Annotated in this window: 9 protein-coding genes; 3 read left to right on the top strand and 6 right to left on the bottom strand. The window is 71.9% G+C overall.

Going from position 1 to position 13,142, the window contains the following annotated elements; translation table 11 throughout:
• Nucleotides 1–70: 70 nt before the first annotated feature.
• A complete protein-coding gene (locus tag HB662_RS05180) occupies nucleotides 71–1,090 on the top strand; it encodes an ABC transporter substrate-binding protein (protein WP_168047895.1) in 1,020 nt (339 codons plus the stop codon).
• Between the two features lie 254 nt (nucleotides 1,091–1,344).
• On the opposite strand, the gene HB662_RS05175 is transcribed toward HB662_RS05180, so the two are convergent.
• The 6 genes from HB662_RS05175 to HB662_RS05150 all read right to left on the bottom strand — a co-directional run bounded on the left by HB662_RS05175 (nucleotide 1,345) and on the right by HB662_RS05150 (nucleotide 10,366).
• Entirely contained in the window at nucleotides 1,345–2,511 is a 1,167-nt protein-coding gene (locus HB662_RS05175; RefSeq protein ID WP_168047893.1) for an NADH:flavin oxidoreductase/NADH oxidase, read from the bottom strand.
• A 64-nt stretch (nucleotides 2,512–2,575) separates the two neighbouring features.
• A complete protein-coding gene (locus HB662_RS05170) occupies nucleotides 2,576–3,547 on the bottom strand; it encodes a D-2-hydroxyacid dehydrogenase (protein ID WP_168047891.1) in 972 nt (323 codons plus the stop codon).
• Nucleotides 3,548–4,534, bottom strand: a complete 987-nt coding sequence (locus HB662_RS05165; RefSeq protein ID WP_168047889.1) for a Bug family tripartite tricarboxylate transporter substrate binding protein — start codon at nucleotides 4,532–4,534, stop codon at nucleotides 3,548–3,550.
• A gap of 109 nt (nucleotides 4,535–4,643) precedes the next feature.
• Nucleotides 4,644–7,949 carry an error-prone DNA polymerase gene (locus tag HB662_RS05160; protein ID WP_168047887.1) on the bottom strand — a complete coding sequence of 1,102 codons (3,306 nt, stop codon included), beginning with the start codon at nucleotides 7,947–7,949 and terminating at the stop codon, nucleotides 4,644–4,646.
• Between the two features lie 61 nt (nucleotides 7,950–8,010).
• Nucleotides 8,011–9,498 carry a Y-family DNA polymerase gene (locus HB662_RS05155; protein ID WP_168047885.1) on the bottom strand — a complete coding sequence of 496 codons (1,488 nt, stop codon included), beginning with the start codon at nucleotides 9,496–9,498 and terminating at the stop codon, nucleotides 8,011–8,013.
• Between the two features lie 103 nt (nucleotides 9,499–9,601).
• On the bottom strand, nucleotides 9,602–10,366 hold the full coding sequence (locus HB662_RS05150; protein WP_168047883.1) for an ImuA family protein: 765 nt from the start codon (nucleotides 10,364–10,366) through the stop codon (nucleotides 9,602–9,604).
• A 384-nt stretch (nucleotides 10,367–10,750) separates the two neighbouring features.
• On the opposite strand from HB662_RS05150, the gene HB662_RS05145 reads away from it, so the two are divergent.
• Together HB662_RS05145 and HB662_RS05140 are read left to right on the top strand one after the other, a co-directional pair.
• Entirely contained in the window at nucleotides 10,751–12,160 is a 1,410-nt protein-coding gene (locus HB662_RS05145) for an NAD(P)-binding domain-containing protein (protein ID WP_245185462.1), read from the top strand.
• Nucleotides 12,153–13,001, top strand: a complete 849-nt coding sequence (locus HB662_RS05140; RefSeq protein WP_168047881.1) for an alpha/beta fold hydrolase — start codon at nucleotides 12,153–12,155, stop codon at nucleotides 12,999–13,001. The genes HB662_RS05145 and HB662_RS05140 overlap by 8 nt, the downstream gene beginning before the upstream one ends.
• The last annotated feature ends 141 nt before the right edge of the window (nucleotides 13,002–13,142 follow it).

Here is a 13,142-nt window from a genome sequence, read left to right as displayed (position 1 = left end):
GGCCCATTCGGGCGGGACTGGCACTGGTCTTGCTAACCCTCCGGCCGGCAGAAACGCCCGGAGAACCCCCATGACCATCGCACGCCGCGTGCTTCTGGCCGCATCGGCGACCCTGCTCGCCAGTCCCGCTTTGGCGCAGGCACCGGAACGCATCCGCTTCGTGCTCAATTTCCGGCCCGATGGCGGCACCGCCGGCTACCTGCTGGCCCTGTCGCGCGGCCACTACCGGGAAGCCGGGCTGGAGGTGACCATCGACGGCTCCTCCGGCTCCGGCGATGCCATCACCCGCGTCGCCTCGGGCAACTACCAGATGGGCAGCGGCGACATCGCCACCCTGATCGAGTTCTACGCCCGCAACCCCGCCGCCGCACCCAAGGCCGTCATGCCACTGCATGACAGCTCGCCGCAGGCGGTGATGAGCCTGGCGCATTCCAATATCGGCAAGCCGGCCGACCTCGCCGGCAAGACCATCGGGCAGGGCCCGTCCGACGGCGCATCCCGCATGTTCCCCGCGCTCTGCCGCATCAACGGCATCGCGATGGACCGGATGCGCCTGCAACAGGTGACGCCGGCACTGCGCGACCAGATGCTGCTGACGCGCCAGGTCGATGCCGTGACCGGCTTCGACTACACCGTCTTCTTCAACCTGAAAGCCAACGGCGTGAAGCCGGAAGACATCCGCAGCCTGCGCTACGCCGACCACGGCATGGACTTCCCCGGCAACGCCATGCTCGCCAGCCGCAGCTTCATCGCCGAAAAGCCGGACGCCATCCGCCGCTTCCTGGCCGCCAGCACCCGCTGCTGGCACGAGGTGATGACCGACCCTGCCAAGGCCGCAGCCGAACTCAAGCAGCAATTCCCGCTGCTGGAAGAATCCATCGAAGCCGAACGCATCGTCTTCCTGCGCGACGGCCTGATGATCACCCCGCGCACCCGCGCCGACGGCCTCGGCACCCTCTCCGAAACCCGCCTGACCGAAACCATCGCCCTGGTTAAGGACGGCTTCGGCCTGACCACCACACCCCCCAACCACGAAATCTTCGACGGCCGCTTCCTGCCCGGCGCGGCCGAGCGACGGCTGCGGGTGTAGGGCAGGGGTGCGCGGGTGATTGCAGGGGGAACGCTGTTCCCCCTGCACCCCCATGCCAGGGGCCTCGGACCCCTGGACCGCGAGGCCTTTAAGCGGAGAAGCGGAGGGGGCCAGCGGTTCCGCTGAACAGGCGCTCGCTCCGGCCCCCTCCGCTTCTCCGCTCATGATTCATGGGTTCAAAGGGCCAAAGCCCTTTGCGGGGAGGTGCAGGAGGGGCAGCGCTCCTCCTGCAAGCAGCCAGCGCTTCCCCGGCCCTACTCCGCGGCCGTCTCCTGGCCGGTGGGGAAGCGGCGGCGGGTTTCGTCGCGGCGTTCGAGCCACCAGGCGTAGGAGGGGGGCATCAGGGGCAGGGGGTTCTGGCCGAGGGTCTGGGCGGCGTGGGTGGGCCAGTTGGGGTTCCACATCATTTCGCGGGCCAGGGCGATGAGGTGGCAGGAGTTGGCCTGCAGGTAGGATTCGGCCTGGTGGGGGTCGGTGATGAGGCCGACGGCCATGGTGGGGATGCCGGTCTCCCGCAGGATCTCGGCGGCGAAGGGCACGTGGTAGCCGGGCACGCGCGGGACGACGGCCAGCGTCAGCGGGCCTTCGATGCCGCCGGAGGAGCAGTCGATCAGGTCGATGCCGCGCGGCTTCAGGGCGTGGGCGAAGGCCAGCGTGTCTTCCATGTGCCAGCCGCCGCCTTTGCCATCGACGCAGGACAGGCGGATCAGCAGGGGTTTGTCGGCGGGCCAGGCGGCGCGGACGGCTTCCACCAGTTCCAGGCCGAAGCGCATGCGGCCCTCGCGGTCGCCGCCGTAGCCATCCGTCCGCAGGTTGGTGATGGGCGAGAGGAACTGCTGGATGATGTAGCCGTGGGCGGCGTGGATCTCGAGGATGTCGAAGCCTGCATCGTCGGCGCGGCGGGCGGCGTCGGCATGGAGCTGGATGACGTGGCGGATGTCGTCCGCGTCCATTTCCTTCGGCACCATGGCACCGGGCTTGAAGGGGATGGGGCTGGGGGCGAGGCCGGACCAGGGCGGCCGGCCCTTTGCGGCGTCTTCGGCGGTCAGCGGCGAGAAGCCGTCCCAGGGCGCGCGGGTGGCGACCTTGCGGCCGGCATGGCCGATCTGCATGGCGCTGCCGCTGCCGTTCGCGCGCAGGAAATCCGTGATGCGGCGCCAGGCGCGGGCCTGTTCATCCGTGTAGATGCCCGGGCAATCATAGGTCTTACGGGAGCGTTCGGAGACGCTGGTTTCCTCGCAGAACACCAGCCCCGCGCCGCCGAGGGCGAATTTGCCGAGATGCACCAGGTGCCAGTCGCCGGGGATGCCGCCGGGGTCCGAGCGGTATTGCGACATCGGCGAGACGACGATGCGATTGCGCAGGGTGACGCCACGCAATGCATAGGGGGTGAGCAGAAGGGGCGTGGGCGCGTCGGTCATGCGTGGCTCCGGCCGGGCAGTGAGGGCAGCCCGGGGCGGCGGGTGATGCAAGATGGTGGCCAGTTCAATATCCGCGGGCTGGGTCCACCACCTGCTGCAGGGGCTCGCCGGCCTGGAAGCGGGCCAGGTTGGCGAAGAAGGCGTCCAGGCAGCGTGGGGCGTAGGCCTCCGGGTCATACAGGCCGCAATGCGGGGTGATGACCAGGTTCGGCGTGTCCCAGAGCGGGCTGTCGGGTGGCAGCGGTTCCTGCGGCAGCGCGTCCAGCACTGCCCCGGCCAGGCGGCCGTCGCGCAGGCGTTCGGCCAGCGCGTCGGCGTCCAGGATCTCGCCGCGGCCGAGATTGACCACGCCGGCATGGCGCGGCAGCAGGTCCAGCTCCGCCGCGCCGACCAGGCCATGGGTCGCCGGTGTCAGCGGCAGGGTGATCACCAGGTAATCTGTTTCCGGCAGATGCGCGCGAAAGCCATCGCCCTGCGTCATGAGCGTGACATCCGGGTGCGGCCGGCCGGAATGGCTGTTGCCGATGACGCGAAGGCCCTGGCGGGACAGCGCCTGCGCCGCCGCGCCGCCGAGCGCCCCCATGCCAAGGATCAGCGCGGTTTGGCCCGCGACGGTGCCGGCCGGCTTCGGCACCCAGCGGTGTGCGCGCTGGGCGGTGGCGAAGAACGGCATCTGGTTGTTCAGCATCAGCACCGACAGCAGCGCGAATTCCGCCGCCTTGGGGATGTGGGTGCCGCTGGCGTTGGTCAGCGTGACGCCGGGCGGCAGTCCCGCCTGCAGCAGCCATTCGACGCCGGCGCTGGTGTAGCTGATCCAGCGCAGATGCGGCGCGCGGCGCGGCAGGTCGTGCAGCGGCGCGCTGCCGACCAGCAACAGCGCCTCCGCCTCCGCGAGGCCTTCCTCCAGCGCCTCGGGCGTCTGCCCGAAGCGCATCGTCACCTGTCCCGGCAGGCCGCCGCGGATCCGCGCCTCGGTGAAGGCGGCGGCCAGGGCGGAGGCGGGATTCACCTGCACATGCAGGCGCGTGGGCTGCATCTATTCGAGCCGGATGTTGTTGGCGCGGATGATGCGGCCGTAGCTTTCGGTCTGCTCGGTCAGGATGCGGCGGAAGGTGGCGGCGCCCTCGGCGCGGACCTCGCCGCCGATCTCGCCGATGCGGCGGACGATGTTGGGCTCCGTCAGCACCTGGGCGATCTCCCGCTCCAGCCGCGCGATGGTGGCGGGTGGCGTGTTGCCCTGGGTGAGCACGCCCTGCCAGGTGCCGGCATCGGGCTCCGGCCAGCCGAGTTCGCGGAAGGTCGGCAGGTTGGGCACCGCGGCCAGGCGCTTCGGGCCGGTCACGGCGATGCCGCGCATCTGGTTGTTCACCACGAAATTCTGCGACTGGGTGGCGCCGGCCATGGTGAGATTGGCCTCGTTGGTCACCAGGGCCGTCAGCGCCGGGGCGCCGCCGCGATAGGGCACATGCGTCACCTCCCCGCCCCAGGCATTGGCCAGCGAGGCGGCGACCAGGTGGGTCAGCGTGCCGGTGCCGGAATTGGCGGCGTTCAGCTTGCCCGGATTGGCCTTGGCATAGGCGGCGAGCTCCTGCGCGTTCTGCACCGGAAGCTGGTTGTTCACCGCCAGGATATAGGGCGCGTAGACCACCATCTGCACCGGCGCCAGGTCGCGCAGGCTGTCGAAGGGCAGGCGCGGGAACAGATGCGGGTTGGTGGCGAGGACCGAGATGTCCAGCAGCACCAAAGCGTGCCCGTCCGGTCGGCTTTTCGCGACGAGGTCGGCGCCGATGTTGCCGCCCGCGCCGGCGCGGTTTTCCACCACTACGGATTGCCCGATCCGCTGGCCGAGCGAGGGTGCGATCAGCCGGGCCAGGATGTCGCTGGTGCCGCCCGGGTTGAAGGGCACGATCAGGCGGATGGGCTGGGTGAAGTCCTGGGCGCCTGATTCCTTGGGCCACAGCGTGGCGGGCGCGGCCAGCAGCGGCGCGGCTGCGGCGGCCTGAAGGATGGTGCGGCGTTTCATGGCCTTGGTCTCTCCCGGTGCGGGCCTCTCACGGGCCTCGCTTTCGCATGATCGCGCCGGTTCCGGCGGCGCGGCAAGGCCGCCGAGGCTCGGCGGGGTTCGGGCGAGGTCAGCGAAAATCGCGGCTGGGCGGCAGGCGGGCGCGCTTCGGCGCGCGGGCGCCGGGATCGGGCCGTCGCACCTCATCGGCGCGGCCCAGGCTGCGTTCCGCCCAGGCGGAATTGCCCTGGGCTTGCGGGAGCGCATCCAGCAGCGCGGACCAATCGACCAGGCGGCGGGCGATGACATGCAGGATGGGCACTTCCGCATGCGTGTCCTCCCGCTCCAGCACGCCTTCCACCAGCAGCAGGCGCCCGGCGACGAGGGCGGCGCGGTCGCGGGTGGAGATGTCCTGGAACACCACGATATTGGCGTTGCCGAACTCATCCTCGATGGTCAGGAACACCACGCCCTTGGCCGAGCCCGGCCGCTGGCGCATCAGCACCAGGCCGGGCAGGCGCAGCCGCGTGCCGGCCCGTGCGGCGGCGAGCCGCCGCGTATCGTCGCAGCCACGCGTGGCGAGCGCTGCGCGCAGCAGCGCCAGCGGGTGCTGGCGCAGCGTCAGGCCGGTGGCGAGGTAATCGCCCACCACCGCCTCCCCTTCCGTATGCGGGGGCAGCAGCGGTGGTGGTTCGGCCAGCAGGGGCGCCTCATCCGCCAGCGCGGCGGCGACGGAATCCTGCGTGATGGCGAATAGCGGCAGGTCGCGCGGGCCGGATGGCACGCCGCGCGCCTCCCACGCCGCATCGCGCCGCGCCAGCCCGGCACCGTTGATGCTGGCATGGGCGAAGGCATCCGCGGCAGCCAGGCTGACCAGCGCGCGCTTGCCCGCGCCGCTGCGCCAGGCGAGGTCCTCGACCGAGGTGAAGGGCGCGCCGTTGCGCGCTTCCCGCGCCGCGACGATGGCCCGGGCTTCCGCCTCCGCCAGTCCGGTCACCAGCCGCAGGCCGAGGCGCAGCGCCAGGCCGTTCGCCGCCGGCTCCAGCGTGCAATCCCAGTCGCTGGCGTTCACATCGACGGGCCGCACCTCGACGCCATGCTCCCGCGCATCGCGCACGATCTGCGCCGGGGCGTAGAAGCCCATCGGCTGGCTGTTCAGCAGCGCGCAGGCGAAGACGCCCGGGTGGTGGCATTTGATCCAGCTCGAGGCATAGACCAGATGCGCGAAGCTGGCGGCGTGGCTTTCGGGAAAGCCGTAGCTGCCGAAGCCTTCGATCTGGCTGAAGACGCGCTCGGCGAAATCCTGCTGGTAGCCGCGGCGAACCATGCCCTGCACCAGCTTGTCGCGGTACTTCGCCACGCCGCCGGTCATCTTGAAGGTGGCCATGGAACGCCGCAGCAGGTCCGCCTCATCCGCCGTGAAGCCGGCGGCGACGATGGCGAGCTTCATCGCCTGTTCCTGGAACAGCGGCACGCCGAGCGTCTTCTTCAGGACCTGCTTCAGCTCATCCGGCGGATGCTCCGGGCCGGGGGAGGGGTATTCTGGCTGCTCGATGCCCTGGCGGCGGCGCAGATAGGGATGCACCATGTCGCCCTGGATCGGCCCCGGCCGAACGATCGCCACCTGCACCACCAGATCGTAGAATTCCTTCGGCTTCAGCCGCGGCAGCATGTTCATCTGCGCCCGGCTTTCCACCTGGAAGACGCCGACGGAATCGGCGCGGCGCAGCATGGCGTAGGTCTCGGCGCATTCGCGCGGCAGCGTCGCCAGGCTGTAGTCGCGGTGCAGATGGTCGCGCAGCAGGGCCAGCGCGCGGCGGATGCAGGACAGCATGCCGAGGCCGAGCACATCCACCTTCAGGATGCCCAGCGCCTCGATATCGTCCTTGTCCCATTCCAGCACGGTGCGGTCTTCCATCGCCGCATTGGTCACCACGGCGAGTTCCGTCAGGGGGCCGCGGGTGATGACGAAGCCGCCGACATGGGTGGCCGCATGGCGCGGCACATCCTGCAATTCCTCCGCCAGCTCCAGCGTCATGGCCAGCCGCGGGTCGGAGGTATCGAGCCCCTCGCTTTCCGCCAGTTGCTGCAGGCCGATCTCGCGGCCCGGCCCCCAGCTCGCCTTCGCCAGGCGCGCGGTGACATCCTCCGTCAGCCCCATGGCGCGGCCGACTTCGCGGATCGCGCTGCGGGCGCGGTAGCGGATGATGGTGGCGCAGATCGCGGCGCGATGGCGGCCGTAGCGGTGGTACAGATGCTGGATCACCTCCTCCCGCCGCTCATGCTCGAAATCGATGTCGATGTCGGGCGGCTCGCCACGGCTGGCGGAGACGAAGCGTTCGAACAGCAGGTCGTGCTTGTCTGGATCGACGGCGGTGATGCCGAGCACGTAGCAGACGCTGGAATTCGCCGCCGAGCCGCGCCCCTGGCAGAGAATTTTCTCCCGCTTCGCGAAGGCGACGATCTCATGCACCGTCAGGAAATAGGGCGCGTAGCCGAGGCGGCCGATCAGCTCCAGCTCATGATCGATGCGGCCGCGCAGATTGGCGCTGACGCCGTAGGGCAGGGCCGCCAGCGCCTCCGCCACGCGGGCTTTTAGCGTTTCCTGCGCCGTGCGGCCCGGCTCCAGCACCTCCTCCGGATATTCGTAGCGGAGCTGGTCGAGCGAGAAGCCGGCGGTGGCGTCCAGCACGCGCAGCGTATTGGCGAGCGCCTGCGGATGCCGCGCGAACAGCCGCGCCATCTCGGCGGGCGGCTTGATGTGGCGCTCGCCATTCGGCTCCGCATCATGGCCCAGCGCATCGACGGTGGTGCGCAGCCGGATGGCGGTCAGTACATCGGCCAGGCGGCGGCGGCCCGGGTGATGGTAGCGGATGTCGCCGGTGGCCAGCAGCGCATCGCCGGCGATCGCCGCCAGCCCGTCCAGCCGCTGCTGGTCGCGGCCGAGATAGGGGCAGGAGGCTGCGAGCAGCAGCGGCAGGGCCAGCCGGTCGCGCAGCGCCGCCGCATCGGCGCGCCATTGCCGGGCGAAATCCGCATCCGGCTTCGGCGGCGGTATGGCGGCGAGGGCGAGCCCCTCGGCGGCGGCGAACAGATTTTCCCGACCCAGCCAGCATTCGCCCTTCGGCGCGGTCATGCGGCCCTGCGACAGCAGCGCGGTCAGCCGGCCGTAGCTGGTGCGGTCGGTCGGCCAGGCCAGCCAGGCGCTGCCATCGGCGAGCACCAGCCGGCAGCCCACCGCGAAGCGCAGCCCCGCCTCCTTCGCGCCGACATGGCCGCGCACCACGCCGGCCAGGCTGTTGGTGTCGCACAGGCCGAGTCCCGCCAGCCCCAGCGCCGCCGCCGTCTGCGCCAGCTCCGCGGGGTGGGAGGCGCCGTCGAGGAAGGAGAAATGCGAACGTGCGGCAAGCTCGGCATAACCGGGGGGCGCGGTCATCGCCGCATGGCCCCGGCTGGCCTCCGCAGGACGGTGCCTCGGTTGCGATGGCCGTGCCGCGTCACGGCAGATATCCATGCAGCCGCCAGCCGGAGGCGCCGCCCCGGCAGACCAGCAGCCGCGTGCCGCAGGGCAGTTCCACCCGGTAGGCATCGCGCCGTTCCGCCCGGGATTCCGCGCGCCACCATTCCGGCTCCAGCCGCAGCGGCCCCTCGGCCCGCAGCACGCGCTGCGACATGCCCTGCCAGCGCAGGCTGGCGGGTGGCGCATCCGGCAGCAGGGCCACCACCTCCAGCGGCTTTGGGCGGCGCAGGCGCAGCAGGGGCTGGTCAGGCCGTGACCAGCCGGGCGGCGGCGGCGGCGGCACCGCCTGCGGGTCCAGCGCGGCGACGCTGCGTTCCGGCCAATGGCTCGCCACCGGCGCCACGCGCTGCACGCGCAGCCGCTGGCCCAGCCGGTCCAGCAATTCCGCCAGAGCCGCCCAATCCTGCCGCGCGCCCAGACCGAGGCTGGTCTGGGCGCCGGTCTCCATCCGGTCCGTGGCGCGGGCTTCCAGCGCCATGCGCTCGAAGCCGAGATCGGGTTGCAGCCCGCCCAGCCCCTCGGCGAACAGGCGTCGCAGATGCGCCGGGTCGCGGCTGGGCAGGCCGGTGCCGATCGCCACCTCCTGCACCGCGCCATCCACCCGCCAGGCGAGCAGCGCCAGCCGCCGCGCGCCCAGCCCCGCCAGGCGCAGCTTCGCGCACAGCCCGGCCAGCAGCCGGTCCAGCGCGGCATCGATGGCCGGGCGGGTGATCAGCGGCTCCAGCAGGTCCAGCGATTCGGCAAGCTCCGGCGGTGGCTGCACCGGCTGGATGGCATGCGGCCGGCGGCCGGTGACGGCATCCAGCCGGTCCAGCAGCGCCTGGCCGAAGCGCCGCGCCAGCGGGCCGCGCGGCTGGTCCAGCAGGTCTCGCACCCGGCGCAGGCCGAGCCGGGCCAGCGCCTCCAGCTCCGCCGCATCCAGCCGCAGCGCCGGGCCGAGCGGCAGTGGCGCCGCCAGCGCCGCCTCGATGCCGGACACCGCGATGGGCTGGTCGGCGCGCGAGCGTGCCAGCGCCGCGGCGGTGGCCGCCGCCCCCGCCACGGCGCCCTGCACGGCCAGGCCGGCGCGCTGCAGCCGGGCCAGCGCATCGGCCAGCAACGTGGCCTCCCCGCCGAAAAGGTGGTCGCAGCCGGTGATGTCGAGGATCAGCCCCTGCGGTGGGTCGATCGCCGCCAGCGGGGTGTAGCGCCGGGCCCATAGCGCCAGGCCGTGCAGCGCCCGCGCATCGCCGTCCCGGTCGGCCGGGCGCAGCAGCAATTCGGGCGCGATGGCCTGGGCATCGGCCAGCGCCTGCCCTGGCGCCAGGCCGCGCGAAGCGGCCGCCGCATCCACCGCCACCAGCAGGCGCCGGCTGCCGCTGGCTTCCCAGGTGGCGAGCGGCGCTTCCTCCAGCTCCGGTTCCGCCCGGCGGATGCGCGCCATGGCCAGGTCCGTCAGGTGCAGCGCCAGGAAGCGGCGGCTCATGCCAATTCCCCCGGGCTGCGACCTGCGCACGCCGAAGGCGGGCGAGCGCCCGAATGGGCGCCGCGCCGGCGAGCCAGGGCAGGTCGGTCACCAACCGCCGGCATCATCGTCCGCGCCGGGCGCGCCGCATTTCCGCTGCCGGCGTCCTCACCACCGATGTTTCCCTGATCGGTGCTTCCCTGATCGGAGCCTCCATGGCCGATGCCTCCGCCTCATCCAGATCCAATGCGCCGGAGGCGGCGCGCCAGGTCACCGCCCAGGGGCCGCCCGGCCGGCCGCCGCGGGCGCGCAGCAATTCCAGCTGCCAGCGTGGATCCTCCAGCCCATGCCCGCCACCGCCGGAGGGCAGCGGCCCGACCCGCCAATGGGTGGCGGCGGCACTCGGGTCCGGGTTGGGCACATCCGGCCGCAGTAGCAGGCCGAGCGCGCCGCCGGTCTCGGCCGCCAGTTGCAGGCGGCGCGTCGCGGTCAGGTCGAGCCGCGCCGCATCCTCCGCCGCCAGCAGGGCGCCGGTGACGGCGGGGCAGCGCAGCGCCTCCTCCATCGCCCACAGCGCATCCGCCCAGCGTTCCGCCCGCACCAGCACCAGGTTGGCCGGCGACAGGCCGCAGCGGGCGAGGCCGGGGGGCCAGGCCTGCAGATCTTCGCCACCCCCCTTGCCCGATCCACCGCTGGCGATCCACAGCACGGTGCCGCCGCTGCGGGCCAGCAGCACGGCGCAGAAGGCGGCGGCAGCGCCGGGGGAGGCCGCCGCCACCTCATGCATCGCCGCCCGCGCCAGGCCGCCGCCGGGTAGGGGGATGCCCTCGGCGACCGGCACCGGGTCCATGCCGTGCCGGGCGCGGCCCAGCCCTTCCAGCCGCGCCACCCGCGCCCGCAGGGCGGCCAGGACGGTCGCCTGGTCAAGCGGAGGCTGATCCGGTGCAGGGGAAACCGGTGCGTAGGCTGGGGTCTGGGTTGGGGGCGGGGTGGGCTGCATCGCGCCGACGATGGCTGAGTGGTCCGAACAAATCAAGAACAACACCGACGCCCAAAACGCCGCTTCGGCGGCCCGGCTGGCGCGCGGCCTGCAGGATGCCGGGCAGGGTCCTGAAACCACAGGCATCCCGCCGCCTGCATCCGAACAGATATATTTGCGATGCCATTCTTGCATGACTTCGCGGCCGAGACTGGACAGGTGGAAGCCCGGCGTTGCGTTATGTGCAGCAAGGCCTGTGCCGACGAGTCGCCCGCCCTCCTCGGAGAAATCACCTTGTCGCTGGACCTGCTCGAATCCCGCCTGCGCCAGGACCTCGCCTTGCTGAACCTGCCGCCGGCCGACTGGGTGCCGCGGCGGGCGGATGGGGCGCTGGACGTGCTGGTGCTCGGCGGCGGCATGCTGGGGCTGTCCGCCAGCTTCGCGCTGAAGCGACTCGGCATCTCCCGCCACCGGGTGCTGGAGGCGGCGCCCGCGGGGCAGGAGGGGCCGTGGGTCACCTATGCCCGGATGCAGACGCTGCGATCCCCGAAGCACCTGGTGGGACCGGCGCAGGACATCCCCTCGCTGACCTTCCGCGCCTGGTATACGGCGCAGCATGGCGAGGAAGGCTGGCAGGCGCTGGGCAAGATCCCGCGCGCGATGTGGCAGGACTACCTGGTCTGGATGCGCCGCGTGCTGGCGCTGCCGGTCACCAACGGCGTCACCGCCACGCGCATCCGCCGCGGCCGCGACGGGCTGGTGGCGGTGGAGACGGAGGGCGCCGGCGTGGTGGTCGCGCGCCGCCTGGTGCTCGCCACCGGGCGCGACGGGCTGGGCGGGCCGCGCATGCCGGACTGGGTGCCGGCCAATCCTGGCCCGCGCATCCGCCACAGCCGGGATGCGGTGGATTTCACGGCGCTGGCCGGGCAGCGGGTCGCCGTGGTCGGTGCCAGCGCCTCGGCCGTGGACAATGCGGCAACCGCGCTGGAGCATGGCGCGGCGGAGGTGCACCTGCTGGTGCGCCGCGCCGCTCTGCCGGTGCTGAACCGTTTCAAATCCATGGTGCATGCCGGCTTCACCCACGGCCTGCCCGGGCTGGACGATGCCGCGCGGCTGGAGGTGCTGAAGGCGGCCTTCGAGGGCGCCGTGGCACCGCCGCGCGAATCGCTGCAGCGCCTGGCCGCCCTGCCCGGCTTCCGCCTGCACATGTCCACCCCCGTGCTGTCCGTGGCCGAGGATGCCGAGGGCGTCACGCTGCGCCTGCCGCAACGGGAACTGCGTGTGGCCATGCTGATCCTCGGCACCGGCTTCGCCATCGACCTGTCGAAGCGGCCGGAACTGGCGGATCTGGCGCCGCGGGTGAAGCTGTGGTCGGACGTGCTGCAGCCGCCCGGCGGGCTCGGCGAATTCGCGCTGTATCCTTATCTCGGCCCGGGCTTCGAATTCCAGCAGCGCGACGGCGGCACGCAGCCCTGGATCGGGCAGGTGCATGCCTTCGCCATCGGTGCCATGGCCAGCCTCGGCCTGATCAGCGGCGATATCCCGGGCGTCGGCGACGGCGCGCGGCGGCTGGCGGAGGCGATCGCGCGATCGCTGTTCGTGGAGGATGCCGCGCATCATCTGGCGGCGGTGCGGGCCTACGCCGATCCGGAACTGCTGGGCGACGAGATTCCCGAAGCGGTATTGGAGTCGGCGGATGGCTGATTGGCTGGGCGGCGCCACCACGCGCTTCGTCACCGGGGCGGGCGGCGTGCGGCTGGCGGTGGCCGAGGGCGGCCGCGCGGATGGCCCGCCGATCCTGTTCATCCACGGCTTCTCCCAGGCCGCGCTGTGCTGGACGCGGCAATTCACCGGCGCGCTGGCGCGGGATTTTCGCCTGGTGGCCTTCGACCTGCGCGGCCACGGCAATTCGGAAAAGCCCGCGGCGACGGAGGCCTATCGCAGCCCTGATCTCTGGGCGGATGACGTGGCCGCGGTGATCGCGGCGTTGCAACTGCAGCGGCCCGTGCTGGTCGGCTGGTCCTTCGGCGGGCGCGTGCTGGGCGCCGTGGCGCGGCGGCATGGCGTGGCGGATTTCGGCGGGCTGGTCTTCGTCGGAGCCATCAGCAAGGGCGGCGTGCCCGATGCGGCGCGCTTCCGCGGCACCACCGGCCCGATCCAGGCGGCGATGGCCTCCGCCGAGATGGCGGTGGCGGCGGACGCCACGCTGCGCTTCATCCGCGCCTGCACCGCGGCGCCGCTGCCGGCCGATCTGCAACGGCTGATGGACCTGACCAACGGCATGACGCCGCCCGCCGTGCGCGGCGCGATGATGGGCTGGCAGGTGGACCATGACGATGTGCTGCCGCACCTCGATGTGCCGGCGCTGGTGATCCATGGCGCGCAGGACCAGGTGCTGCTGCCGGTGGCGGGGCAGCACATCGCGCGGCTTCTGCCCGGGGCCGAGATGCGACTGTACGAATCCAGCGGCCACGCGCCGTTCCTGGAGGAGCCGGCGCGCTTCGACGCCGACCTTGCCGATTTCATCCGCGTCCGCTGCACCTGACACGGTGGCGTCGCCGCTGATATGCAAGTTGTACGTCGCGTCCGGGCCCCTCGTTTCAAGACAATCCTTGGTCCAGCAAGGCTATTGAGAACGCGCGCCCTTAAAAAATTAAGGGCGCGCGACACGACATGATGATGAACC

It is taken from the genome of Falsiroseomonas frigidaquae (genome assembly GCF_012163145.1).
GTDB classification, from domain to species: domain Bacteria; phylum Pseudomonadota; class Alphaproteobacteria; order Acetobacterales; family Acetobacteraceae; genus Falsiroseomonas; species Falsiroseomonas frigidaquae.
The sequence above is the reverse complement of the archived record's forward strand: the minus strand, read 5'-3'. Positions and strand labels throughout refer to the sequence as shown.